Origin of the sequence: Corynebacterium sp. PCR 32, assembly GCF_037464985.1 — a bacterium.
Taxonomy (GTDB): Bacteria; Actinomycetota; Actinomycetes; order Mycobacteriales; family Mycobacteriaceae; genus Corynebacterium; species Corynebacterium kroppenstedtii_D.
Window position 1 is genome coordinate 60,190 of sequence record NZ_JBAHVL010000001.1, and the last position, 26,152, is coordinate 86,341.

The following is a 26,152-nucleotide window of genomic DNA, read 5'->3' on the forward strand; positions in this document are numbered from 1 at the left end:
CTCGGACGTGGCTGGTTGGGGTGGTGAGCCTCAGGCGCCGGGATGCTAGTGCTGGACAGTGGGAAGGGTAGACCAGATGGGACGACGTTACTTCGGCACCGATGGTGTTCGTGGTCTCGCGAATAAGACGTTGACTGCGCCGCTGGCGATGAAGCTGGGGTCCGCTGCGGCAAAAGTCTTGACGGCAAATCGGGACGGGGGGCGCCGCCCTGTTGCTGTGGTGGGACGTGATCCGCGTGTGTCGGGTGAAATGCTGTCTGCGGCGCTCTCAGCGGGAATGGCGAGTCAGGGTGTCGATGTCCTTCGCGTCGGTGTTCTTCCGACCCCGGCTGTGGCGTTTTTAACAGATGACTATGGTGCGGACATGGGCGTTATGATTTCGGCAAGTCATAATCCGATGCCGGATAACGGCATTAAGTTCTTCGCTGCTGGTGGCCTCAAGCTCGACGACGCCGTCGAAGCGGAGATTGAGGCAACCATGTTGGAGTTGCCGGAGGCTGGTCCGACGGGTGCTGGAATTGGCCGCATCGTTGAGGAGGCGCCCGACGCTTTGGAGCGCTACTTGTTCCACCTTGCGGGTGCTGTTCCAACTCCACTAGACGGGATTCGCGTGGTGGTGGATTGTGCTCATGGTGCTGCGTCGACGGCGGCGCCGATGGCGTATGAGGCCGCTGGTGCTGAGGTGATTCCGATTTTTAACGAGCCCAACGCGTTTAATATCAATGAGAACTGTGGTTCGACGCATATCGAGGTTGTGCAGCGTGCGGTGCTGGAGCACCACGCGGATGTGGGGCTGGCCCATGATGGCGATGCAGACCGCTGTTTAGCTGTTGATTCGGAAGGTAATGTTGTCGACGGTGACCAGATTATGGCGGTTCTGGCGATCGCGATGAAAGAGGGCGGGGAGTTGAAAAAGTCGACTCTTGTAGCCACGGTGATGTCCAATCTCGGACTGAAGTTAGCTATGAAAGATCATGGGATTGATGTCCGGACCACGAAAGTGGGGGACCGTTATGTGTTGGCAGACCTGAATGCTGGTGATTACAGCCTCGGTGGCGAGCAATCTGGGCACATTGTGATTCCAGAGCATGGGACCACTGGTGATGGGACACTCACGGGGCTGAGCCTGATGGCTCGGATGGCGCAGACTGGGAAGTCCTTGTCAGAGTTAGCATCAGTGATGCGGGTCCTTCCTCAGACATTGATCAACGTGCCGGTCACGGATAAAGCCGCAATTACGAGTGACGACTCTGTCAGAAGGGCTATCGCCGAGGCAGAAGATGAACTTGGCGAGTCGGGGCGCGTCCTGTTGCGTCCTTCGGGGACGGAGGAACTCTTCCGTGTCATGGTTGAGGCGGGCGACGGCCCCACTGCTCGGAAGATCGCTGGCAGATTGGCTGCTGTTGTGGCTAGTGTGTGAGGTAGAGAACTAACTACCGGGGTCATGAAGGGGGTAGGCTGCGCCAGATGACTCTGGCATAATTCTCAGGTGCGGCATGGCCTAGGCCATAGTCATTATCGTTCACACTATTGTGGCTGAATAATTTCAAGGGGGTCTCATGGGGGAACTTGTCGTCTCTGTCTCTGAGGCAGATGAGTGTTCGTCGATGTATGCCAAACAAGGAGCAGAAGCCGAGGCGGCGATTGCGGATTCGTCAGTAGCGTTTACACCCGTACACACTGGTTATTCATGGGTGCAGGAGGGGTTGGCGATTTCTAAGGCACTCGATGGTCTTCAGGAGTTGTCTCGCCGGGCCTGTTACGTTGCTGCTTCCCAGGGGACAGCTGCTGGTGAGGTTGTGGCCGCCATTGTGGAGACCGATAACGTCAGTACTGCGGCGCTCTCTGGTGTGGGCTCGTCGGTAGAAACGGTGGTGCGATGAGTACGCTAACTCAGCAGATCAACAGTGCGGCGAAATATTCTGCTGCAAGTCACGCCTTGATGTTGGGCGCTGCCTTGTCGGGCGTGATATACCACCCAGAGGTGTCTGGAAACCAGGTCAAGATGGACGTTATGCGTGCCTCTGGAATGGAATGGGAGCCGCTTCGGGAGAGTGCGGCGACTTTGCGACAACGGGTTCCACATTTCACCGAGGTGCGACACCGTAGTGGAATCGTTCATGATATTTTTACCGCGGTCGGTGAGGGGCTTATCAGCGTAGGGGCAGAGAAACTCGGGGAATGGCTGGGTTCACTTGTCGATGGTCACTCAAAGACGGCGGAGTCGAGTGAGGCGTGTGCCGATGCATTACAAAAGGTGATGGAGCTGACGGACTCCGCAATGGAGGATGTCGTGGATGTTTTCACGACACTTGTCACGACTAGTATGCCGCTGATCATTCCACTGCCAGGACCCGCGAAAAAGATTGCGATGCAAACTTTGATCACGGTGGCGAATGCAACAGGCATGCTGCTGTTGCAACAGTTAAAAGACCGTGATCGTGCTCTTGGTGACGTATTTTCCACATTATCGGGCCACTGTCATAGCCACGTCGATGCCTGCCGGGAGTATGTGGTTCAGCCACCGTCACGGTGTGGCGATACATTGCCATCGCAGCAGGGGACTGTGCCACCACGGCAGGAGCCGTTAGTGACGCCGTGCACACCGCCGGAACCTCCGGCCACGTGTGAGTCGCCTGCGCCTTCCACGCCACCTGCGGCATGTTCGCCTGTGGTACCGACAGCGCCCGCTGCGCCTCCGACCACATGTTCACCAGCCACGTCCGCACCAATGACGTGTACAACTACCACAGAAGCAATCCCCCCCGCTGCCGAGACACCCGCGGGAACATCCCCAGGTGCACCGTCATCAGGCGCGACATGTACTCAGATGGCGAGTGGCCTCACCGTGGAAAGCACGCACGGAGCACCAGAATGGAATGGCGCATCACCACGTGAGGCGGCAGTACCGGTGAACCCAGAGAACACCGCGGTGAACAGGGTGTTCACTGCAGTGCAACAACCATTGGAGGCGCCTCTGGCGCCCTCCGACGAGACCAAACAACCAGGTGGTGTCACACCGGATACACCTACCGACGACACCACATCGTCATCAGGGATTACCTTGGAGAAAGCGGGGACATGGTGAGCAAAACAGAGAACTACCAGGCTATCTATCAATCCATCGTTGATGCCCACCGGGCAGAAATGGACCGAAACCTGGCCGAATTTCACCGCCAATATGGCGAACGCGTCAAGCAACTAGAAGAAATCATCCAGCAGGCATCATCGAAAGAAGCAGGCACAAAACAACGAACCAACCCTGACCACAGCGGACATCACCGAGCAGACGACAAACAGTCCGGCGGCGATACCACTGAGCAACCAACAAACTACAGCACCTACGAGCGCACAAAACCTACTGCACGGCCACCGCGCGGCGGCGGCATCCGCTCAATACGCAGCTAACAGCACACGAGCACTTCCACGCTGCGGTGTGACAACACCGCAGCACCCTCGCGCACTACAACGCCTCACGAAGGCGGTCCATCACATCTGCATTCTCGGGCAGATCATTGACGATATCGTCCCGATCCCGGAACTCAGTGCCCGTGAGCTCCTCATCAGATAAAACGCCCCGATACTTCTTATCGCTCTCAGCCGTAGCACGGACAAACGCAACCAACAGTCCCCGAAGAACAGCACGCTGAGAAAACCCGGCCGAACCTAGCCCCAACATCAAATTTTTCACCACGTTCTCCGACAACACCGACTGCGCCGCGTCTACGAACTCCCGATAATAGGAACTGCCTCGCCACTGCGCAGCGATACGAAGAGCTTCATCGCCAACAAGAAGCGAATCTTTCCCAGGAGCCAAAACTAACCCCGGAACATCGATACTCGTCGCCGCACCAGAGGCACGGGGAGACGTCCCACGCGGAAAAACAGCAGCAACACCCGTCACCCCTTGGGAACCACCCGCATCAGCTGCCGCAAGAACAGCAGCACTCGCGCCAAAACCATGACCGGCAAGAACGAGCTTCTCAGGATGAACAGTGATAGAACCTTGCCCCATCTGAACACCAGAAATAATGGACAAACAAGCCCGTAGATCGTGAGCAAAAGCACCGGCATTCGGCCGCAAACCAGTCTCCGAATCTGGTGCCGCAACGGCGATCCCCCAACTCGCCAAGTGACGAAGAGTGCCATGATAAGCAGAAATATTCGTCATCCAATCGTGACCGAAGACAACCCCGGGCACATTGTCCCCATCAGCGGGAAGGTACACCTTGCCGGGAATACCAACATAATCAAGGTCTCCCACTAAAACCCGGTGAGGGCCACGTTTATCAAGATGAGCGATGAGCGATGAAAGTTTGTCAGCCACAAGAAAAACACTAACCGACAATTGGGCTCAGCGTCGAGATGACACCACATCAATGACCAAAAAACGCGACAGACAGAACACAACGACCGTTCCTCCATGAGCGACAACCCCAACCCACCGTGCCAATGCTGATGAGAGAACCAACGCAGGAAAATAGGCACAGAAACGTGGTTGACGAATGGGGGGAAAGCACTTGCTGCCAGTACCACACGCCATTATGAGCCAGGCATACTCATGTGGGTGGGTACATCTGACCTGGTGGTTTCGATGACGTCACGATGGTGAGGACGCGCATTCAACCTTCTCTGACCACCGTGCCAACCGTACCTCGCAGGACAATACCTCTCCATTACCCCATTCACACCCCTCAATCCTTATATGTTGCACCCTCAATTGGTGCAGAGACATCCATGAAGACCTCGTTCCTATTGCTCGGCCTTCTCACAATGATGGTGTCGCTAGCCTGTTTTCTCTGGGTTGAAGAACCTGACACCAGTATCATGCCCCGGGGCACAGGACGTTCCGATAATCAACGCTCACACCAAGGGCCACTTCACAACAAAATGGTGTGGACAGTGGCGATAGCAAGCATGTTTCTCACGGTTCCCCAATTTGCAATTTTGTCGTTCGCAGCGGTGTTTCTCATCGACGTTTTTCACACACCGTTGATGATCGCGTCGTCTGCACTGGTCGTAGTGCAAGTTGTAGGGGGAACCGTCCGAATAGTAATGGGGCACCTGACCGACCGTATGTGTGCCCGCGTACCGACCTTGCGGGCGCTGAGCTTTTTTAGCTCGGTATCCTTAGCGGCTCTCGCGCTCTGCTCATTCACCCATCTGTCTTGGTTGGTGATTGCGCTAGTCGTCATAGCTGGTACGGCAGCTAATGCATGGCATGGGGTTGCGTACACAGAAATCGCCTCAGTGGTTCCTGATAAAGCAGCGACTGCACTGGGGCTTGAAAATACTGCTGTTTTTGCCATGGGGTTCATGACCCCGCTGGTGATACCACTATTGCTGCCACACGTAGGGTGGATTGCTGTCTGGTCAATTGCCGCTGGTGCCTGCTTCTTATCCGCCGTGATGTTCTCAAGAATCAGGGGTGTATAACCAGGCTGGATAACCCGCCGTGCGCTGGCGGGCACGTCACTGCACGCCGGGCCGTGTTGTGGGCCATCGTCAAACCCAGCTGATATGCACGTTGGCAGCAGGAACGTGTGTCCTCACGGGGTGGGCGGGGATCGGCGGCACCGCAGCATCGTGAGTGATTGTGCGACGGTCCTCGTGATACTCACATGATTGAGGTCGGGCGCATAGCCTTGGGTGACGTGCCAGGATTGGTCGTCGCCAGGTCCTGGTTCGTCTGGTGTTGGTAAAAATTAGTATTATCGTGCCCATGTGTGGAATTGTCGGGTATGTTGGCCATAAACAGGCCCTCGGTGTCGCCTTATCAGCGTTGGGGCGGATGGAATATCGGGGGTATGACTCCGCTGGAATCGCCGTTCTTGATGGCCAGGGTGCAATAAATATTGAGAAAAAAGCGGGGAAGCTCGATAATCTGCGGGATACTATCGACCATAGTGGTGCGGATCATCTCACGGGCACCACGGGCATCGGACATACCCGGTGGGCCACGCATGGTCGGCCGAATGACGTGAATGCTCATCCGCACGTGTCGTATGACGGCAAGGTTGTGATTGTTCACAATGGCATTATCGAGAACTTCGCCGCTCTGCGGGAGGACGTCGAGAATGCCGGGATTGAATTGACGTCCGAAACTGATTCGGAAGTCGTTGCTCACCTGGTCGCTGTGGATTATAACCAGGGGCAGCATAAGGGGAATTTCGACGCCTCTGTATTAGCGGTGCTACGTCGGCTAGAAGGTGCCTTCAGTTTGCTGTTTATGCATGCTGATTGTCCAGATCGCATTATTGCTGCGCGTCGGTCGTCGCCGTTAATTGTTGGTATTGGTCAGGATGAAACATTTCTGGGCTCCGACGTTGCCGCGTTTATTGAGCACACCAATGAGGCTGTGGAAATTGGTCAGGATACGGCGGTAGCCATCACTAAAGATGGGTATTTGATCACCGATTTTTATGGAAACCCCCAAGAGGGTAAGCCATTTACCATTGATTGGGATCTTGCCGCAGCTGAAAAGGGCGGTTATGACTCTTTCATGGAGAAAGAGATTAACGAACAGCCTGCGGCTATACGTGATACCCTTGCCGGACATTTTCACAATGGGCGGATAGTTCTAGATGAACAGCGCTTATCTGAGGATGAGTTGCGTGAGGTTCAAAAGGTCTTCGTCGTCGCGTGTGGCTCAGCGTATCACTCGGGTTTGTTGGCGAAATATGCCATTGAGCATTGGGTTCGCATCCCGGTAGAGATCGAGGTTGCCAGCGAATTCCGTTACCGAGATCCGGTGTTGGATTCGCGAACGTTAGTCGTTGCGGTGTCCCAGTCGGGTGAAACCGCAGATACATTGGAAGCTGTTCGTCACGCGAAGATGCAGAACGCGCGTGTTCTCGCCGTGTGCAACACGAATGGTGCGCAGATTCCGCGTGAGGCGGATGCAGTGCTCTATACCCATGCTGGGCCTGAGATTGGTGTGGCCTCGACAAAGGCGTTCCTCGCGCAGATTGCGGCGAACTACATTGTTGGTTTGGCGTTGGCTCAGGCACGAGGAACGAAGTATCCGGATGAAGTGACGGCGATCTATCAGGAGCTGGAACAGATCCCCGAGAAAATTGAGCGTGTGCTGGCGCAGGAGGAACACATAACGGGTATTGCCCGTCAGATGGGCGCAATTCGTACGATGCTGTTCTTGGGGCGGCATGTCGGTTTCCCCGTGTCCATGGAAGGTGCCTTGAAGCTTAAGGAGCTGGCCTACATTCACGCGGAGGGTTTCCCTGCCGGTGAGCTCAAGCATGGCCCGATTGCGCTGATTGAGGATGATCTTCCTGTTACCGTGGTTGTTCCGAGTCCACGTAGCCGTGCAGTATTGCATTCCAAAATCGTCTCTAATATTCAGGAAATTCGGGCGCGGGGCGCGAAGACCATCGTTATTGCCGAGGAAGGCGATGATGCTGTCAAGCCGTTCGCGAATTATTTGATTGAGATTCCTCAGACATCCACATTGTTGCAGCCACTGTTGTCGACAATTCCCCTGCAGTTCTTGGCGGCGCAGATCGCTCGCGAGTGTGGGAATGAAGATATCGATAAGCCACGTAACTTGGCCAAGTCGGTGACTGTCGAATAGTGCTCGTCAGCATGCGGTGCAGAGTACGGTGGACGGCGTTGAGCCCGTGTTCACCCACCGTGTGAGGAGCATCTGATGTTTCACCCCCTTCTCCCCATTGACGTGATTCGCACTGTGGAGGAGGGGGTGATGGCGTCGGATTCGTTTCCCGACGAAACGATGCAAAAAGCTGCCATGGCGGTCGCGGAGACCGCCCAATGGGTGGTGGAGGTGCCGGGAACGGGGGCGCGTACACAGGAGGCGCCCGGTGCCGATGGTTCGCCCGTGGGGAACGGTGGATCATTGGCGGTGACGCACCCGGCGGTAATCATTGTTGCTGGTAGCGGCGGTAATGGGGGAGATGCTCTCTACGCTGGTGCAGTGCTGGTTCAGCGTGGATGGCACGCGGTGGCCGTGTGCGTGGGGTCGTCCGTGCATGAGCGTGCTTTCCGTGTGTTTGACGCGTCTGGTGGGGTTGTTCTCCGGGGCGGGGATGCGGGGGAGTCCGGTCCGACTCCCGACAATCTTGCCTCCTATCGTGCTCAGTTTTCGTCACTTGTTGTCATCGATGGGGCGACAGGTATTGGTGGGAGCGGGCCGCTTCGTGATGAACCAGCTGCGTGGATGGAGGGGGCATTGCGCGCGGGGGTCCCTGTGGTTGCGGTGGATGTTCCGTCGGGGATTGATGCGGATACGGGGGTTGCGCATACTCCGCATGTGGTGGCGGCGGCGACGGTGACGTTTGGGGCGTTTCGGCGTGCTCACGCGCTGAATTCTGATTGTGGTGTGGTTCTCCAGGCCGATTGTGGGTTGCGTGATGCGTGTAGTCGTCAGGTGGCGGCGCGGGAAGCGAGGGGGCTTCCTGTTGATTATGGTGTGAGGGCGGTGGCTCCGCCGAGTGTTCGTGGGGTTGCGGTGCCCGAGGGGATGGTGGCGTTGTCACAGGTGCCGGGCGTGCACGTGTCATCGTGTGGACGGTCTACTGTGGCTTCTGGGATGGTGCGCCCCACGTGGCCGGCGGTGCCGTTGGAGCCGGGCGCACATGATGATAAGTACACCGGTGGGGTTGTTGGTGTTCGCGCTGGGTCGGCGGAGTATCCCGGTGCGGCGGTGTTGTGCACGACGGCTGCTGTTCGTGCGACGAGTGCCATGGTGCGGTTCGCTGGTGAGTGCCGTGGCGCGGTGGTGGCGGCGAATCCTGAGATTGTGGCAGCGGATGATATTGCGTCATCGGGTCGTGTTCAGGCGTGGGTTGTTGGGCCGGGTGGGGGTGTTGATAGGAGTGGTGATGATGTTCGCGCTGTGTTGGCGGGGACGGAGTGTTGTCCCGTGGTCATTGATGCTGATGGTGTGACCGCGTTGTGTCAGCGTGGTGGGGTCGATGGTGGTGCTGGGGGTTATCCGTTGATTCGTGCGGTGAGGGAGTATGCAGGGTCGGTGGTGTTGACACCTCATGCGGGTGAGTTTCGACGTTTGGTGCGGGCGGTTCTGGCGGAGCCGTCGGTGGGGTTGTCTGCGGAGGATCGGGATGCGCTTTCGGCGGTCTTTGACGGTGGTGATGGAGGTGGCGTGGGGTATTCACGGTGCCCGGCGGTGTCTGCTGTGGCGCGAGCGTTGCACTGCGTGGTGATGGTGAAGGGGCGTTCGTCGGTGGTGGCGGCGCCGGGGGAGTCGAGTCCGGTGGCGGTGAGGGTTGTTGATGCTGGGTGTTCGTGGGCGGCGACGCCAGGTTCGGGGGATGTTTTCTCTGGCCTGGTGGGGGCGTTGGTTGCGGAGTGTGCTGGTCGTGGTGGGGCTGATCTCTCCTTGTTAGATGTGATGGATACTGTGGTTCGGTCTGTGGTTATTCATGCGGCCGCGGCTGATAGTGCTGCTGAAACAATGTATGGGTACGCGCCGACGTCGGCGGCTCGGATTGCTGAGGCAATCCCTCAGGCACGCGCGCGCCTCCAGTGGTAGCTCGTATGTGGTCTCACGTGTGTGTGGTGGTGTGAGGTTCGGGAGTGGGGATTTTCTCGGTGGGTGGCACAATGTTTCCTATGCCCGTCGACACTTCTTTTCCCTCTGTTCCCGCAGTCGTTGCTGATCGTGATTCCTCGGGTGGTGGTGCTGCGGTTCTTCCTGGTTTGCTGACTATGACTGTGGATCGTGACGCGTTGGCGCATAATGTTCAGGTGGTGGTTCGGGCTGTGCGGGCGGCGAGTCCTGATCATCCGGCGGATGTGATGGCTGTGGTGAAGGCGGATGGGTATAACCATGGGGCGGTGGAAGCTGCTCGGGTATTTGTGGCCAATGGGGTCGCGCAGGTGGGTGTTGCGACGATCGCTGAAGCGGTCGAGCTTCGTCGGGGTGGGATTTCGGCGCCGATTTTGGCGTGGATATGGAATGCGGATGATCGTGTATCCACGGCCACGGCCGTGGATTATGGTGTTGATCTGGGGGTTCCGACGCGTGCTCATCTGCGGTCTGTTGTTGATGTTGCGACGGAGAGGAAGCAGTGTCTCGAGGAGTGGGAGTATGTTCCGCCGCGGGTGACGGTGATGGTGGATTCGGGGTTGAGCCGTTCGGGTATTTCCCCTGATCAATGGGATGAGATGCGTGGGGAGTTGAGTGCTGCCTGCCACAGTGGGTTGATTGATGTTACTGGGGCGTTTACTCATTTGGCCAGTGCGGATGTGATTGATCATCCGTCGAATGATCGGCAGAAGGACGAGTTTGACAGGGCGCTGCGTGAGCTTCGCGCGGCGGGGGTTCCGGCGCGTGTGAACCACATGTGTAATTCACCGGCGTCGTTGAGTAGGCCGGACATGTTTTATCAGATGGTGCGCCCAGGTGTGGCGTTGTATGGCATGGATCCGTTGGATGGTCCTGTGGCTGGTGCGTCGTTGTCGTCCCAGCTGCGCCCGGCGATGACTCTGTCGGCACCTATTGTCGCTAAACGGCTGGTCAAGGCTGGTGAATCGGTGAGTTACGGTGGGACGTGGACGGCTGAGGTTGACACGGTGACGGGTGTGATTCCGGTCGGATATGCGGATGGGTTGCCGCGGGCGTTGTCGGGTCGTATGGAGGTCGCGATCAATGGGCGTCGTTATCGGCAGGTTGGACGCGTGTGTATGGACCAGATTGTGGTGGCGTTGGGGCCGGCGGGGTCGGCGCAGGCTGCGGCGGTGAACCAGGGTGATGAGGCCGTAATTTTTGGCCCTCCTGGTGATTGCCTGGGGGTTGATGGTGAGCCTGCGTCCATGCCGACGGCAACGGAGTTGGCGGCGGCTCTGGGGACGATTCATTACGAGGTGTTGACGAGCCCGCACATGCGTGTGGCTCGCCGGTATGTGGGGCGTGGCCTTGTCGACGGGTGTGTCCGTGTGCGGACTGCGGAGGCGACGCAGACGTTGGCGGAGTCGATTGCACATGCGCTGCGTCCGGGTGATGTTGTCGTGTTGGATGGCCCGCTGGGTGCGGGGAAGACGACGTTTACGCAGGGTATTGCCCGTGGTTTGGGGGTGTCGGGGCGGGTGACGTCGCCGACGTTTACTATCGCTCGTGAGCATCCGGGGCGGGTACCGCTGATCCATGTGGATGCGTACCGTCTCTTGGGGGATGAGAATACTGATCCGATTGGTGCATTAGATTCACTGGATTTAGATAGTCATATTCCCGATAGCATTGTTGTTGCGGAGTGGGCTGCGGATATGGCTGACGCACTGGAGCAGGATTATCTGCTGATCCGCCTTGACCGTGCCACCGGTGATGGTGACCTGCATACCGATAGTGTCGACGGTGTGAGCGGCAGCGTGGTGGGGGACGATAGTGATACCGATGAGCCCCGAGACATTTCGTGGATGTGGGTGCGGCGGTAGTCTGTCCATCATGCTTGTGCTGGTTATTGATACTGCTACCCCGTATGTCACGGCGGGGCTTGTCGACGTGAGGTCGCGCAATGAGGTGAGCGCGCGGTCGTGTCGTCGTGTGCGTGATGCGCGTGCGCACAACGAGGTGTTGACGCCGTTCATCATGGAGTGCTGTGAGGATGCGGGGGTTCGCCCGAGCGATATTGACGCCGTTGTTGGTGGTGTAGGGCCTGGCCCGTTCACGGGATTGCGGGTAGGTATGGCGACGGCTGCAGCGTTTGGTGACGCACTGGGTATTCCGGTCATCGGGGTGTGTTCCCTGGATGGGCTTGCGTGGAACGTTGTCGCTGGGGCTTCTGGCTTGGGGGATGAGTGTGAGTCGTGCATGGGGAAGCATGGTGGGCTCGCGGTGGGGCATCACCATGTGGCGTGTGAGGGGGATTCCATTATTGTCGCGACGGATGCTCGGCGTCGAGAGGTGTACTGGGCGACCTATCGCGTTGTTGGTGGCCGGCCTGTCCGTATCACTGACCCTGAGGTGACGCGGCCTGCTGATGTCATTGTCCCAGGGCAGGTGCCATGCTGTGGGGTTGTCTGTGAGTCCGTGGCAGATTCGCTCGTATCTAGTTTGTCGCGTGGGGAGGAGACGATGAGTGCGGAACAGATGGTTGAGGCCGAGCCTGACATTGTGAACCTTGTGCGGGCTGCGTGCGACCGGCCAACGAATGTGGCATCACACCAAGCAATGGGCGCTCCGCTTCCCGACACACACGGCAGGGACCTGTTCCCACCGATGTCCGACCTTCTTCCGCTTACACCTCTTTATTTACGACGCCCGGATGCGGTGCCGCCGGCGCCACGACCAATTAGCCCTGCGATTGGGGAGGAGGCGGTCACCCAGGCTCGGCAGGTCACGCGCGGGATGCCTATCGTTGAGGAGAAGATGTCACCATGAGTGAGGAGCCGCGGCCAGTTCTCCCTGATGGTATGGCGCTTGTGCAGTTGGATGTCTCAGCTGCTGCGGCCTGTGCGGAATTGGAGGCTCGGTTGTTTCCGGAGGATTCTCCCTGGCCGTATGAGGGTTTCGTTGCTGAGCTGAATGACCCGCGGTCGGTTTATGTCGGTCTGGTGGTCTCCGGTGGTGTTCATGAAGCCCGGTGTATGGCGGTGGGGTCGGTAGATTCCCCGGATGAGGCGATCCGCGATACTCATATTCTTGTGGGCTATGCGGGGTTGGGGGTGTTGGGGCCTGCTGAGGATCCCGAATTTGAGGTGCGCACTATCGGCCTTGACGCTACCTGGCGTGGGCATGGCTTGGGGAGGGTGCTCCTCGAGACCATCCTGTATGCCGCGGACCGCGAGCATGGGCCCGTTTTCCTTGAAGTTCGTACGGACAATGCGCCCGCTATCGGTTTATATGAATCCACTGGGTTTACTGTGTTGGGGACGCGGACAAACTACTATCAACCGTCGGGGGCGGATGCGTACGTGATGAAGCGCGACGCCCAGGCTCGGTAGACGCAACGCCGGTTTTAGGGATTCCCGGTGGGTGTCTACTCTTGTCATCATGCGCGAAATCGTGATGGGTGTAGAGAGTTCGTGTGATGAAACCGCGGTTGGCATCGTGGAAGTTGTCACGCGTGATGGGGCTGAGCCCACGGTGACGGTGGTGGCGAATCGTGTTGCTAGTTCCATGGAACAGCATGCTCGCTTTGGTGGTGTTGTTCCGGAGGTGGCTTCTCGTGCGCACTTGGAGGCGATGGGCCCCGTGATGCGTGCCGCGCTGGCTGATATGAAAGCTGTTCGCCCTGGTGTTGACACTCCGGATTATGTGGCAGCTACGGTGGGGCCTGGTTTGGCGGGTGCTCTGTTGGTGGGGTCGTCGGCGGCGAAGGCGTATGCGGCAGCGTGGGGTGTGCCGTTCTACGGGATGAATCATTTGGCTGGGCATGTTGCGGTGGGCGCGTTGGTTGATTCTGATGTGGACTTAGACCACGCGATCGCACTGTTGGTGTCGGGTGGGCATACCCAGATTCTGGCAGTCAATGGTCTCGGGCGCCCGATGGAAGAGTTGGGCTCTACTCTCGATGACGCTGCGGGCGAAGCCTATGACAAGGTTTCCAGGCTTCTTGGGCTCGGGTACCCGGGTGGGCCGGTGATTGATCGGCTTGCGGCGGGGGGTGATCCGACAGCGATTCGTTTCCCGCGTGGTGTCATGCGCCCGCAGGATTTGCGTGGTGCGCACCGCTACGACTTCTCGTTTTCTGGGTTGAAGACCTCTGTTGCCCGGTATATTGAGGCCGCGGAGCGAGGGAACACAACGGTCTCACTGCCGGATGTGTGTGCGTCCTTCCAGGCTGCTGTTGTGGATGTGTTGACGAAGAAAGCGTTGCTGGCGTGTTCTGATACAGGGGCGAGGACGTTGCTCCTTGGTGGGGGTGTTGCTGCGAATTCAGGTTTACGGTCACTGGCAGCGGCGCGCTGTCAGAGCGCCGGTGTGCACCTGTGTGTGCCCTCACCGAGGTTGTGCACGGATAATGGTCTGATGATTGCAACGGCTGCTGCGTACTCCATTGCGCGTGGTGTCGAACCGTCTGGGTTAGGTGCGGCGACGAATCCTGGTCTGGATGTTGCGATCCCGGTGGTGTGAGTGGGCTGCTGCGCTCGTATGCCATGCGCTGGGGTCGTGGAATCCGGAGTGGGGTGTGCAGTATGCGCCATTCTTAAAACCAGTGGCGGTCAGTTCGTAGACTTTAATAAGCTGTGCGATTAGTTGTTATAGGTCTGAGGAGAAGGGTGTGACGCAGTGAGTTTTTGGAAATTTATCACAAGTGGAATTGGTCAGGCGACGAGTGACCTACATCGTAAGGTTCTGTATGTTACCGCTCTGGTCTCTCAACTTGCTGTATCCATATTTGCTGGCCTGACAGGGTGGGTCACCGGTGGAGATATGGTGTGGATTCTTGCGTCCGCCGCTGCTGCTGCTTTCTCTGTTTACCTTTTTGGGTACATCTTTTTTATCTCCCGTTCGCAGAAGTCACAATGATAGTTGTGGTGTAGCGTGCTGCATCAATGATTGCCTACGAGGGGTGCGTTTCTACCGTGCACCCGGGAGTGTGTTGCGTCGAGTCTTATCCGAGATGGGTGCAGTGGAATGTAGCCTCCATGAAATGCGAGCTACCTAGGAGGAAACGACTGCCCTCCACGTTTTTAGCACTCCCCATGGTTGAGAGCTGGCACTCACAAGGGTAGAGTGCCAGTTAGGTTGTGAATCACAGTTGTTCACCCGCGACGACGGCTGTGGGAAAACCTGTCAAGAGCACTATTTTTCCATCACTTTCCATGCACTGGAGGACGTAATCGTGGCTAAGGTCAACATCAAGCCTCTTGAGGATAAACTCCTCGTCCAGATCGTCGAAGCTGAGACCACCACCGCATCCGGCCTGGTTATCCCGGATACCGCTAAAGAGAAGCCGCAGGAAGCTACCGTCGTCGCTGTCGGCCCTGGCCGCACTGATGACACTGGCAAGCGCGTGCCGATGGACGTTGCTGAAGGCGATGTTGTCATCTTCTCCAAATACGGCGGAACTGAAATCAAGTACGCCGGTGAGGACTACTTGATCCTCTCACAGCGTGACATTCTCGCTGTCGTCGAAAAGTAAGTCATTCAGGAGAGGTAGAGGCACAGTATGTCGAAGCTTATTGCATTCGACGAGGACGCCCGCCGTGGCCTGCAAGCTGGCGTTGACACGCTGGCTAACGCCGTCAAAGTCACCCTCGGCCCCCGTGGCCGCAATGTGGTGCTTGACAAGGCTTTTGGTAGCCCCCTCGTCACCAACGACGGTGTGACCATCGCCCGCGATATTGACGTTGAGGATCCATTCGAGAACCTTGGCGCCCAGCTGGTGAAGTCCGTTGCCGTCAAAACTAACGATATCGCTGGCGATGGCACCACCACCGCAACACTCCTGGCGCAGGCTCTCGTCCACGCTGGGCTCCGCAATGTTGCGGCCGGTGCTAACCCGCTGGCACTGAACGTCGGTATTAAAGCAGCGTCGGAGAAAGTCATCGAGCTTCTTCGCGCCCGCGCCACTGATGTATCCAGCACTGATGAGATCGCCAACGTAGGCACCGTCTCGTCTCGCGACAGTGACATCGGCGCAATGGTCGCCTCGGCCATGGAGAAGGTTGGCAACGATGGCATCGTCTCTGTCGAAGAGTCACAGTCGCTCAACGATGAACTTGCCGTCACGGAGGGCGTGTCCTTCGACAAAGGCTACTTGTCGCCGTACTTCGTGACCGACACGGAGACCGGGGACGCAATCCTCAACGACGCCCTGATCCTGCTCGTTCGCGACAAGATCTCATCCCTGCCGGACTTCCTTCCGGTCCTGGAGAAGATTGCGAATTCCGGCAAGCAGGTGCTCATCGTTGCCGAAGATGTTGAAGGCGAACCGCTGTCCATGCTGGTTGTCAACTCGATCCGCAAGAGCCTGAACGTGTGCGCTGTGAAGTCCCCGTACTTCGGCGACCGTCGCAAAGCTTTCATGGATGACCTCGCTGTTGTCACCGGCGCGACCGTTATTGATAAAGAAGTGGGCCTCAGCCTGAACGAGGCTGACGAGTCACACTTCGGTTCCGCTCGCCGTGTCACCGTGACGAAGGATGAAACCATCATCGTCGACGGTGCCGGATCAAAGGACGACCTTCAGGCCCGCCGCGACCTTCTCCGCCGCCAGATCGACACCACGGATTCAACGTGGGATCGTGAGAAGCTGGAAGAACGCCTGGCCAAAATTTCCGGTGGCGTTGCCGTCGTCAAAGCCGGTGGAGCAACTGAGGCTGAGGTGTCCGAGCGTAAGCTCCGCATCGAAGACGCTATCAACTCTGCCCGCGCTGCCGCACAAGAAGGTGTCATCGCTGGTGGCGGCTCTGTCCTGGTCCAGATTTCCCGCGACCTAGAAGAATTCGCCGAGCAGTTCGACGGCGATGAAAAGGTCGGCGTGAAAGCCATGGCTGACGCCCTGACCAAGCCTGCTTTCTGGATTGCCCAGAACGCTGGCCTCGACGGTGCCGTTGTGGTGAGCCGTGTGAAGGATCTCCCGAACGGTGAGGGCTTCAATGCCGACACCTTGGAGTACGGCAACCTGATCGAGCAAGGCATCATCGACCCGGTGAAGGTCACCCACTCTGCTGTGGACAATGCAACCTCTGTGGCCCGGATGGTTCTCACCACCGAGACTGCCGTTGTGGAGAAGCCGAAGGAAGAGAAACCCGAGGCTGAAGGCCACCATCACTAAACAGTGATGATGTCCGCCACACACAGTAGCGCCGTGGCCTCATCCGTTACATCATGCAGGTCACGGCCGCACAGCTTGCAGGTCACGGAGATGTCGATAAAACGTGACCCGTGTGAGCTGACGTGGATGGGGAACACCATCGCGATACACGATGAATGAATCCCCACCCGCTTGAACCGCCCGCCCCGAGTGAACAGTGCCATCACAGGCACCCGCCACCGGACCGCGGTGAAACAACCGCCCCACGAACCCGGGGCGGTTTTTCGTGTCCTCACCTTTCTTTCCCGCGTGAGAAAGTGACACCGCGGAGGCATCACCCTCCAACAACACAGACGGCCCGGTCATCGCGACCGCCGCGACCCCCGGCGCAGTCACCGCCGCCGCTATCCGGGCGCCAAAGAAAACCGCACCACGGGGGGCGGCGATGGTGGCGTCGTCGATAATGATCTCACCGACAAATGGGGAACCGTCAATCATGCAGATCTCCGCCACACCGAGGGTGGCAAGGCCGGAATCATCACGAATAAGAGGAACAGGATTCACTGCACCAGATAATGCAATCGACCAGGGTTTGTCCTCGATTCCCCAACTCGTCGCAATAGGTGAGTGCTCACGCTGAGTCGGGATATATGCCAGCTCAATCCACGTTGCATCGATACGCATGAGGCGGGTAGCCACCGCATCGAGATCCGCATCCGTGCCGACAACCACGAGGCGCACCGTCTCCACCGGCCTCCGCGGATCAGCAGCAGGAGCGCCAAGATGCGCAACGTCGGGCTGCGCGGCGATCTCGTCAAGACGTGGCGTCGGATCATAGGGAAGATAGTGCGCCGCGAGGTCATCAATGACACGAAGCTCCCGGCGGCCAGGGCGCGAGGGAGTATCATGCACCGGAAGCGGAAGATCACGGGGGAGTGAAGCATCACCACAACGGATAATGTGAATGAACATGGGCGGCTGATCCTTCGACGATGGACACCTGTGGGGGTTAGCGCGGCGGCATAGATACGCCCATGAGCGCAGATAGCACCACTAGGATACCTGCCGGCCAGCGGGAATGAAGTCACGCCTCATCGTAGCGTCGTCCCGTGCCCACCCGGCTACTGGCGCACAATGCAGTACCCGATGTACCGCCTTCTGTACGCGAATCCGTAGTGAACCGTTAGACTTGACGTGGTTTGTGCCCCGATTGGCACTCCGGCGTGAGGCTTGTGGTCCCGGCCCGCCGGTTCTCCAGGGGACCGTGGGAGTTTTTCGTGACTGCTGCTGCGATCGTTGTCGTGGGTGCTCAGTGGGGCGATGAAGGCAAAGGTAAAGCAACCGACATTTTGGGCGGCGAGGTCGACTACGTCGTCAAACCCAACGGCGGTAACAATGCTGGTCACACAGTGGTTGTGGGTGGTGAGAAGTACGAGCTGAAGCTGCTTCCCGCGGGGGTGTTGTCGCCGAACGCGACACCGGTGTTGGGCAATGGCGTCGTCATTAACTTGGAAGCTCTGTTCGCCGAGATCGATGGCCTTCACGCGCGTGGTGCGGATGCATCGCGGTTACGTATTTCCTCGAATGCGCACCTGGTTGCGCCATACCACCAGACTCTCGACCGTGTGGGTGAACGCTTCCTGGGTAAGCGAGCGATTGGCACGACGGGTCGTGGGATTGGGCCGACATATTCGGACAAAGTTGCTCGTGTCGGGATTCGCGCTCAAGATGTTCTTGACCCGTCGATCCTTCGTCAGAAAATTGAGGCTGCGCTGGCGTTCAAGAACCAGGTGCTGGTCAAGATCTACAACCGGAAGGCGATTGACCCGGACGAGGTTTTTGACTACTTCATGTCATATGCAGACCGGGTGAAACCGATGCTCATCGACGCGGCAACCGTGCTGAACCAGGGCCTTGATGAGGGGAAATCTGTCCTCATGGAAGGGGGGCAGGCGACAATGCTTGACGTCGATCATGGCACCTATCCGTTTGTGACCAGTTCGAACCCAACGGCCGGTGGCGCGTCAACGGGCTCAGGTATTGGGCCGACAAGGGTGACCTCTGTTCTCGGCATTTCTAAGGCGTATACAACACGTGTAGGAGCAGGGCCGTTCCCCACGGAACTCTTTGACACGTGGGGCACCTACCTGCGCGATACTGGGCACGAGTTCGGCGTCAACACGGGGCGGCCGAGGCGGTGCGGCTGGTACGACTCCGTGGTGGCCAGGTATGCGGCACGGGTGAACGGGTTCACCGACCTATTCATCACGAAGTTGGATGTCCTTGGCGGTATTGGGGAGATCCCGATCTGCGTGGGCTACGACGTGGACGGCGTGCGCCATGATGAGATGCCGCTGACGCAGTCGGACTTCCACCATGCCACGCCGATTTACGAGACAATGCCCGCCTGGGATGAGGACATCAGTCAGGCACGGTCGGTCTCTGATCTGCCGCGCAAGGCGCAAGACTACCTGGAGCGGCTTGAAGAACTCTCCGGGTGCCGTATTTCCTATATCGGTGTGGGCCCTGGACGTGACGAAACCATTGTCATTAACGATGTACTGAAACCTGAGAACTAATAGAGCCGCGGTTGTCCGGCGGCTGTGCGATGCCCCTATGGAACGTGAGGATTGTCTATGCGACGGCTAGTGGCGGATGTTGATACTGGTATCGACGACATGCTCGCGGTGATATACCTCGCCGCGCGACACCGTGCCGGCGACATCGACGTAGCGGGCATCACGACCACCGCGGGCAACACCACGGCCGAGAACGCTGCAGTGAACACCCGCTGGGTACTTGACCTGTGTGGATGCCCAGACATCCCCGTCGGCGTGGGCCCCGCGGCACCGGTTCGCCTCCCCCTGACGACGACCCCGGAGACACATGGCCCCTGCGGACTCGGGTATGCCTGCCCGCCAGACGCCATACGGGACGAGGTCATGGCGCCGCAGCAGGGCAGGACGGCCGAGCAAGCACCATCGCCGGTGACTGCGCGGCGTGTGTCCACTACCACTGAGGTGTGGGAGGCTGCATTGGAGGATGGCCCGGCCGACCTGGTGGTGACAGGCCCATTGACCTCCGCGGCGATGAACCCGGGGCTCGTGTCCCGGTACGAGTCGCTCACGGTCATGGGCGGTGCCATCAACTACCCAGGTAATACGACACCGACGGCAGAATGGAACTTCTGGGTTGACCCGGACGCAGTCGCGATGGTCCTGGAGAATATCCAGCGCCACGCGTGGGACACCACACTGTGCCACTTGGGTGTGACGGAAACAATCACCGTAACCCCAGCGGACATTGGGCAGTGGGGCATGGGTGGACAGCTCAAAGCAGTGGTCAGAGACGCCCTGCGCTTCTACTTTGAATTCCACGACAAGGAAGGGATCGGGTATCTTGCCCAGGTCCACGACCTTCTTGCCATCATGGTTGCGCTTGACGCAGTTCCGTACACCACGCTGGACACCACTGTGGCGACGGTCCCCGGTGACCGCGGGGCGGTAGTGCCCGTGTCTCCCCTCCCCGCGGATACAGTGCTACCCCCCGACAGCACTCGCGCAACCATCCACGTACTGAATTCCGTCGATCCTAACCAGGTGAGAGCGGAAATGCGCCGTGCGGTAGCACTCCTATAAGAGCGTTACCGCGTTACGCCCCCAGCTCGGCACGGACACGCCGGGTGGCCTCCACCATGTTCGTCAACGACGCAGTCGTCTCCTCCCACGCCCGAGTTTTCAGACCACAATCCGGGTTAACCCACAATCCCTTCGTTCCCACAGCATCAATAGCGTCGCGAATAAGGGCCGTGATCTCCTCCACCGACGGCACACGCGGCGAGTGAATATCCCACACACCAGGCCCAATACCCAGGGAAAAACCGGCGTCACGGAGAGCCTTCAACACCTTCATACCGTTGCGGGCGGATTCAATGGTCGTGGCATCGGCATCCAAATCACTAATCGTGTCGATCAGCTCATTGAACTGTGAATAGCACATATGCGTATGAATGTGGACATTTGGGCCAGCACTACTCGTTGCCAGGCGGAAAGCCTGTGTTGCCCACGTCGTATACGCACGCTGATCGTTCCCCCGAAGGGGAAGGAGTTCACGGATGGCGGGCTCATCGACCTGGATGAAGCGCGCGCCAGCGTCAATGAGGTCATCGATCTCGTCACGCAGCGCCAGTGCAACCTGGTCTGCGGTGACAGACATCGGCTGGTCCTCACGGACAAACGACCACGCAAGCATCGTGACCGGCCCCGTCAACATTCCCTTCACCGGCTTATCAGTCGCAGCCTGGGCGACGGAGTACCACTTTGTCGTCAACGGGGTAGGCCGGGAAACATCACCGACCACGATCGGTGGTCGCACACAGCGTGAGCCGTACGACTGCACCCAACCATTCGCGGTCGAACAGTAGCCCTCCAACTGTTCAGAGAAGTACTGCACCATATCGTTGCGCTCAGGCTCGCCATGAACAAGCACATCCAGGCCAAGATCTTCCTGTGCCCTGATGGTCGCCCGCACTTCCTCTTCCATCCGTGCGACGTACTCATCGGCGGTGATGGTGCCCTCGCGCTTATCCTTACGCGCACGCCGGATAGCCGCTGTCTGCGGGAACGAACCGATCGTCGTCATCGGGAGGACGGGCAGCGCGGGGCCCGTGCGCTCCGCGAAGGGGACGCGGTGACGGTCGGCATCGGTAATGGTGCGCAATCGTTGCTGAACCGCGTCGTTGGTGGGAAGGCCACCTGTCAGAGCCTTCTGTGAGGCTGCAATGTAATCCTTGTCCTCGGCGGTGCTGATGCCCTCACATGTGCGATGGAGGACAGCAAGTTCCTGCACCTTTTCCTCACCAAATGCGAGGCGGTCACGCACGTGTGAGAGCAGGCCAGGTTCGGTGCTGCTATCGCCGGCATCGGTGCCATCCGCGTTGCGGCCCAGGCGATACGGGACGTGAAGGAGTGAGCATGATGACGACGCGACAACCGGGCCGCGGTCGCTAAGGTCCTGAAGTATGCGCAGTGCCTGGTCCAGGTTGGTGCGCCACACATTGCGCCCGTTGACAACCCCAGCGACGAGTGTTTCCTCTCCTGTCCACGCATCGACCCACGACGGGATACCCGCTTCGGACTGCGCATCAACCTCGGAGGTGATCTGCTGGCTAGGCAGGAGATCAACGGCGATGCCGCTGACACCAGTTCCACTCAACGCTGCGAGGGCGTGCTCGCCGGGCCCAAAGTACGCCGCAGTGAGGAGTTTGACATGGGCTTTCTCAGCAGCTGCGGCCAGCTGCTCATAGGCCGCATGAACACGGTCAATGGTGGCAGGGTCGACGTCACACGTGAGCTGTGGCTCGTCGAACTGCACCCATTCCACACCCGTTGTGCCGAGGCGCCCGAGAAGCTCCACATACGCGTCGATAAGGGGCTGCCACAGGCCGGACAGATCGTCACGTGACGCCTGGTCGGCCAGCCAGAGATACGTGAATGGCCCCACCAACACCGGGCGCACGTTCGCGATATGTCGTAGCTCCGTTATGTCGTCGATGTAGTCGTCGACAGTGAGAGAAAAGTGGGTATCCGCGGCCAGTTCAGGGACAATGTAGTGGTAGTTCGTGTCGAACCATTTGGTCATGGCCGATGGCGCCAGATCCGCTGTTCCGCGGGCGGTAGCAAAGCGGCGGTCGATGTCCCGGGGGAGGCGTTTGTCGATGGTCGCCGCGGGGGCGTGGTCGGGAATCGATGCGAATCGTGCGGGGAGAACACCCAGGTAGGCGCTCATGTCGAGAACTGCGTCGTAGTAACTACGCCCCATCGTCGGAACGGATTCCATGCCGGCGTTGGCCAGTTGTTGTGTGTACGTCGTTGTGAGGTCCCACGCGGTTTGCGCTAGGTTTGTGGCGTCGTCGGACGCGGCAGGCCCTGATTTCCAGTATGTTTCGCAAGCGCGTTTGAGTTCGCGGCGGGGGCCGATACGTGGTACGCCGATGGTGGTGAATGTCATTCCTGATCCTCGTCAGTGGTGGACACACGGGCCCGGCGGGCTCCGCGGCGATAAGTTAGGGACTCGGACTCGTGAGCATCCCACCAGCGTCACACGGTGTCATGCTAACCCTCACGCAGCCGTAGGGTGTGGCTGCCAGAGGTGGAACCGTGCCGACGCCGCCAGGCCCTCCAGGGTGAGGAGGTATACCGACGATCGCTGTCTGAATGGGTTTCTCACATTACCGATGCGGGACAGTCCCGGATTCTCACCGGATTCCCTCATCCTTCTGCTATGCGTGGTGTGGGCACCGACATGATCCATGTGATCGTGCCGCGGTGGACACAGGGGTGTCACCACGCATTGGGTGTTCCGTGAAGCACAAGAACTTATCGCACTATGTATCGTAAGCGGTGATGCGGCTCACTCGGGCAAATAGGGAGACATCGACAATTATGGGGGTGGAATCTGCGGTGTCATGAGCTAGAGTATTGACAGCTCGAGGTGACATAGAGCGGTGTAACAGCAGGGTCGTACTGAGACGTGCGACGAGCCCCACGTGTATATCCCGGCGCGTTGAGCCTGCGTGAAACTCCCCCCTTTTTTTGTGGCGGGTGTGGGTTGTTCTCGTGTGGTTTCTGCGACTAGTACGCGGCAGTGGACGGGGGTGGTTCAGTGGCGGTACATCGTGGCCCTGTTGTCAAGAATCCGAGAACGTACCCGGGTATACGGAGAACCTATGAGCACCAACGACCTCCCTGATCCTGTTGATGTCGCCTCCCGGTCGGAGTCGACGAATCACCTCGCATGGACGCCGCCGCGCTCCCTGAGACACCGGGTGATGTCCACCGCGAATGTGTGCACAGTCCTTGCAGTTCTCATGATGGCCGGCACGTGGTTGACATTGGTTCTGGTCCAGCCAGCGGATTCGTGGGAATCGCTTGCCGATGGTAAGGGGTCGGTGATTGCGCTAGTGGGGTTTGGGGTCAGCGCCCTCATCGCGCTCCTCGGGATCACTCCCACGCTTCCGCCGCGAACTCTGGCGCTGCTGCCTGCAGCGTTGGTGGTCAATATTGTCGTTGGTCAGGTCATGGGGACGATGCCGTTGCCGGTGCCACTGTATTGTGATTCCATCGGCACGGTGTTAATTGCCGCCCTTGCGGGGCCGCAGGCGGGAATGGTGACGGGTGTCCTCTCCGCTCTCATGTGGGGAACGTTTAATCCGACGGTGGTGCCGTTCGCCGCTGACTACGCACTGATTGGCTTGCTTGCGGGGCTGGTACCGTGGGCGAAGCGATGGGTTCCGCCGATAGCGGGTGGTGTTATTGGTGTGCTGTCTGCGTTGATGGCGGCGCCGGTGGCGTCGTTCATTTTTGGTGGCACGGCTGGGACTGGGACGGGGCTGGTGGTGACGGCCTACCGGGGGCTCGGGGCGAGTCCGATGATGGCGGTATATCTACAGTCGTTAACCTCAGATCCGATCGATAAGGTTATTGTATTTACCCTGGTATCGACGATTATCGCAGCGTTGCCGTTGCGGACAGTGCGGTCGTTTTCGTCGTCGACTCTGTGATCCTTTGCTAGCACTTATGTGAATTGAGTCCCCCTGATTGTGAGGAGTTCAGCATCCACCCTTATACGCCACTTGTGATGGCCGCATGCTTGATGGTGAGCGTGACGGTAGTGAATGTGCCGTGGGCGTCTGCTGCTGGTCTGGCAGTGGCGGTTGGGGTGGCCGCTGTCGTGAGGAATAAAGCAGCGCTAGTGACCGCGGTGGCGATGATTGCGCCGGCGTGTGTGTCGTTTTCCCTGATGTATGGCCTTTTTGGTTCCTGGGGTACGGCTGGGGCGTTGAGTCTGCGTTTCGCTGCGGTGGTGGGGTGTGGCGTGATGGTGGGTTCATTGGTTGATGTGGACGCGTTGATGCGTGCGTTGCAGACGTGGTTGCCGGCGCCGATGGTGTATGTGGTGGGGTCGGTGGCGCGGTTGGTGCCGTTGGCGGCGTCACGGTTGAGGATTATTCAGCAAGTTCAGAGGTCACGGGGGGTGACTCCGCGCCGGTGGAGGCTGGTGGTCCCGTTGGTTGTGGGGTTGGTGGTGGATGCTTCAGCGCGGTCGCGGCCGTTGTCGCGCACGGGTATTGGTGTGCCCGGGCGGCGGTCGGTGTTGTATCCGGTTCGGGATCGTGTGTGGGAGCGTGTGGTTCGGTGGGGGATGGTTATTGTGACGTGTGCTGTTTGTATGTGGGGTGTTATGAGGTAGTGCCATGAAGCGATTTGTGTGCGGTCCGAGTGGTTCGGGTTTGAGTGAGGAGGCTTGGGCCCTTGCTGATGAGTCGGGTGCGGCGTGGGTGGGTAATGATGCGGCGGCGCATATCACCCTGTTGAGGTCCACGGTGGAGCAGGAGCTTGCGTTCGGGATGGAGCAGGTGGGTGTTCCACCTGCTCAGATGCGCGCGCGGATTGGTGCGATTGCCCAGCAGTGGGGGTTGACTGGGATTCTTCAGCGGGATCCTTCCCACTTATCGACGGGTCAAACACGCCGGGTGGCGATTGCGTCTGCGTTGTTGCGGAATCCGGAGAGCCTGGTGCTTGATTGCCCGCTGGATGGGTGTGATCAGGAGGCGGTGCGGACGCTGGTGCAGGTTGTGGACGCTTTCCCTGGTGATGTCACGATTTTCGATCGGACGTGGAATGAGCTGGCTGACCTGTGTGAGGTGGAGTCGCGCTATCCCGAGGGTGTGGACATCAACCCTGGTGTGCGCGCTGCTCCTGAGCACCCGGTGTCCGTAGCGTCGGCGGCGTCCGCAACGGCCCCGGCGCTGACAATTCATGGTCTTACAGTGGAACGTGACGCGGTTACGGTGGGGCCAGTATCGGTAGTGATTCCGCAGGGGATTACGCATCTTGCGGGGCCGAACGGTGCGGGGAAGACAACGCTTCTCCTTGCTCTCGCAGATCTGATTCCGCGTGCCGGTGGGTGGTTGTCCCGTTCCACAGCATCGACGCCGGCGTCGCGTTCGACCTCGAGGGATGTGTTGTCTCTTCCTTATGGGTGGGTGCCCACGGCGATGGATTCATCGTTGTTGGCGCGGACGGTGCGTGATGAGGTGGCTGTGGGGTCGTCGTTACGGAATGCGGATGCGGTGTTGGAATATTGCGGTCTGCAGGATGTGGCGGAGGTGCATCCGTTGGATGTGGCGTCGTCGGAGAGGCGGATAGTGTCGCTGGCGTGTGCATTGGTGCGTGGGCCGGAGTTTTTGTTCTTGGATGAGCCGACGGTTGGCCTGGATGTTTATGGGTATCGAGCAGTGGAACGGATTATGCGTGGCTTCGTTGCGGGGGAGGTTCATGACCTGTTGTGTGCACGTGGCGGGACGGTGTTGGGGGAGCCGACGTCGGTGGTGTGGACGTGCCATAATGGACCGTATTCTGACCTGTCGGACTTTCGGCTGGTACTGTGACCAG

At 58.9% G+C, this 26,152-nt stretch carries 21 protein-coding genes and 1 riboswitch; of the genes, 18 read left to right on the forward strand and 3 right to left on the reverse strand.

Annotation, left to right across the window (positions count from 1 at the left end; all coding sequences use genetic code 11):
* The first annotated feature begins 76 nt into the window (after positions 1-76).
* The 4 genes from glmM to V5S80_RS00215 all read left to right on the forward strand — a co-directional run bounded on the left by glmM (position 77) and on the right by V5S80_RS00215 (position 3,408).
* On the forward strand, positions 77-1,420 hold the full coding sequence (glmM, locus tag V5S80_RS00200) for a phosphoglucosamine mutase (protein WP_395168756.1): 1,344 nt from the start codon (positions 77-79) through the stop codon (positions 1,418-1,420).
* A 139-nt stretch (positions 1,421-1,559) separates the two neighbouring features.
* A complete protein-coding gene (locus V5S80_RS00205; protein WP_395168757.1) occupies positions 1,560-1,883 on the forward strand; it encodes a hypothetical protein in 324 nt (107 codons plus the stop codon).
* Positions 1,880-3,088 carry a hypothetical protein gene (locus tag V5S80_RS00210; RefSeq protein WP_395168758.1) on the forward strand — a complete coding sequence of 403 codons (1,209 nt, stop codon included), beginning with the start codon at positions 1,880-1,882 and terminating at the stop codon, positions 3,086-3,088. The genes V5S80_RS00205 and V5S80_RS00210 overlap by 4 nt, the downstream gene beginning before the upstream one ends.
* Positions 3,082-3,408 carry a hypothetical protein gene (locus V5S80_RS00215; protein ID WP_395168759.1) on the forward strand — a complete coding sequence of 109 codons (327 nt, stop codon included), beginning with the start codon at positions 3,082-3,084 and terminating at the stop codon, positions 3,406-3,408. The genes V5S80_RS00210 and V5S80_RS00215 overlap by 7 nt, the downstream gene beginning before the upstream one ends.
* 55 nt (positions 3,409-3,463) lie before the next feature.
* Here V5S80_RS00215 and V5S80_RS00220 read toward each other — a convergent pair whose 3' ends face one another.
* A complete protein-coding gene (locus V5S80_RS00220; protein ID WP_395168760.1) occupies positions 3,464-4,327 on the reverse strand; it encodes an alpha/beta hydrolase in 864 nt (287 codons plus the stop codon).
* Positions 4,328-4,605: 278 nt separating this feature from the next.
* On the opposite strand from V5S80_RS00220, the gene V5S80_RS00225 reads away from it, so the two are divergent.
* The 9 genes from V5S80_RS00225 (at position 4,606) to groL (ending at position 16,718) form a co-directional block, all read left to right on the forward strand.
* A complete protein-coding gene (locus V5S80_RS00225) occupies positions 4,606-5,436 on the forward strand; it encodes an MFS transporter (RefSeq protein WP_395168761.1) in 831 nt (276 codons plus the stop codon).
* A gap of 286 nt (positions 5,437-5,722) precedes the next feature.
* The gene (glmS, locus tag V5S80_RS00230; protein ID WP_395168762.1) at positions 5,723-7,588 is read left to right on the forward strand and encodes a glutamine--fructose-6-phosphate transaminase (isomerizing); all 1,866 of its coding nucleotides are present in this window, start codon (positions 5,723-5,725) and stop codon (positions 7,586-7,588) included.
* Positions 7,589-7,663: 75 nt separating this feature from the next.
* Positions 7,664-9,526, forward strand: a complete 1,863-nt coding sequence (locus tag V5S80_RS00235) for a bifunctional ADP-dependent NAD(P)H-hydrate dehydratase/NAD(P)H-hydrate epimerase (RefSeq protein ID WP_395168763.1) — start codon at positions 7,664-7,666, stop codon at positions 9,524-9,526.
* Between the two features lie 80 nt (positions 9,527-9,606).
* Positions 9,607-11,427, forward strand: coding sequence for an alanine racemase (alr, locus tag V5S80_RS00240; RefSeq protein WP_395168764.1), 1,821 nt, complete (start codon positions 9,607-9,609; stop codon positions 11,425-11,427).
* Positions 11,428-11,437: 10 nt separating this feature from the next.
* Positions 11,438-12,373 carry a tRNA (adenosine(37)-N6)-threonylcarbamoyltransferase complex dimerization subunit type 1 TsaB gene (gene tsaB, locus V5S80_RS00245; RefSeq protein ID WP_395168765.1) on the forward strand — a complete coding sequence of 312 codons (936 nt, stop codon included), beginning with the start codon at positions 11,438-11,440 and terminating at the stop codon, positions 12,371-12,373.
* 32 nt (positions 12,374-12,405) lie between these two features.
* Complete coding sequence (locus V5S80_RS00250) at positions 12,406-12,936, forward strand: GNAT family N-acetyltransferase (protein ID WP_395169386.1); 531 nt, start codon at positions 12,406-12,408, stop codon at positions 12,934-12,936.
* A gap of 49 nt (positions 12,937-12,985) precedes the next feature.
* Positions 12,986-14,068, forward strand: coding sequence for a tRNA (adenosine(37)-N6)-threonylcarbamoyltransferase complex transferase subunit TsaD (gene tsaD, locus V5S80_RS00255; RefSeq protein ID WP_395168766.1), 1,083 nt, complete (start codon positions 12,986-12,988; stop codon positions 14,066-14,068).
* Between the two features lie 712 nt (positions 14,069-14,780).
* Complete coding sequence (gene groES / locus V5S80_RS00260; protein WP_395168767.1) at positions 14,781-15,080, forward strand: co-chaperone GroES; 300 nt, start codon at positions 14,781-14,783, stop codon at positions 15,078-15,080.
* A gap of 27 nt (positions 15,081-15,107) precedes the next feature.
* On the forward strand, positions 15,108-16,718 hold the full coding sequence (gene groL, locus V5S80_RS00265; protein ID WP_395168768.1) for a chaperonin GroEL: 1,611 nt from the start codon (positions 15,108-15,110) through the stop codon (positions 16,716-16,718).
* Between the two features lie 60 nt (positions 16,719-16,778).
* Here the strand turns inward: groL and V5S80_RS00270 are convergent, their stop codons facing one another.
* On the reverse strand, positions 16,779-17,669 hold the full coding sequence (locus V5S80_RS00270; RefSeq protein WP_395168769.1) for a hypothetical protein: 891 nt from the start codon (positions 17,667-17,669) through the stop codon (positions 16,779-16,781).
* Between the two features lie 305 nt (positions 17,670-17,974).
* On the opposite strand from V5S80_RS00270, the gene V5S80_RS00275 reads away from it, so the two are divergent.
* Together V5S80_RS00275 and V5S80_RS00280 are read left to right on the forward strand one after the other, a co-directional pair.
* Positions 17,975-19,276, forward strand: coding sequence for an adenylosuccinate synthase (locus V5S80_RS00275; RefSeq protein WP_395168770.1), 1,302 nt, complete (start codon positions 17,975-17,977; stop codon positions 19,274-19,276).
* Positions 19,277-19,333: 57 nt separating this feature from the next.
* Positions 19,334-20,335: a nucleoside hydrolase gene (locus V5S80_RS00280; RefSeq protein WP_395168771.1), complete on the forward strand. Its 1,002-nt coding sequence runs from the start codon at positions 19,334-19,336 to the stop codon at positions 20,333-20,335.
* Between the two features lie 13 nt (positions 20,336-20,348).
* Here the strand turns inward: V5S80_RS00280 and metE are convergent, their stop codons facing one another.
* On the reverse strand, positions 20,349-22,706 hold the full coding sequence (gene metE / locus V5S80_RS00285; RefSeq protein ID WP_395168772.1) for a 5-methyltetrahydropteroyltriglutamate--homocysteine S-methyltransferase: 2,358 nt from the start codon (positions 22,704-22,706) through the stop codon (positions 20,349-20,351).
* 160 nt (positions 22,707-22,866) lie between these two features.
* Positions 22,867-23,015: riboswitch (cobalamin riboswitch) on the reverse strand.
* A gap of 511 nt (positions 23,016-23,526) precedes the next feature.
* Here metE and V5S80_RS00290 point away from each other — a divergent pair.
* From V5S80_RS00290 to V5S80_RS00300, 3 genes are all read left to right on the forward strand, one after another.
* Positions 23,527-24,258, forward strand: a complete 732-nt coding sequence (locus V5S80_RS00290) for an ECF transporter S component (RefSeq protein WP_395169387.1) — start codon at positions 23,527-23,529, stop codon at positions 24,256-24,258.
* Between the two features lie 92 nt (positions 24,259-24,350).
* Positions 24,351-24,947: an energy-coupling factor transporter transmembrane protein EcfT gene (locus V5S80_RS00295; RefSeq protein ID WP_395169388.1), complete on the forward strand. Its 597-nt coding sequence runs from the start codon at positions 24,351-24,353 to the stop codon at positions 24,945-24,947.
* 4 nt (positions 24,948-24,951) lie between these two features.
* Positions 24,952-26,148 carry an ATP-binding cassette domain-containing protein gene (locus V5S80_RS00300; RefSeq protein WP_395168773.1) on the forward strand — a complete coding sequence of 399 codons (1,197 nt, stop codon included), beginning with the start codon at positions 24,952-24,954 and terminating at the stop codon, positions 26,146-26,148.
* The last annotated feature ends 4 nt before the right edge of the window (positions 26,149-26,152 follow it).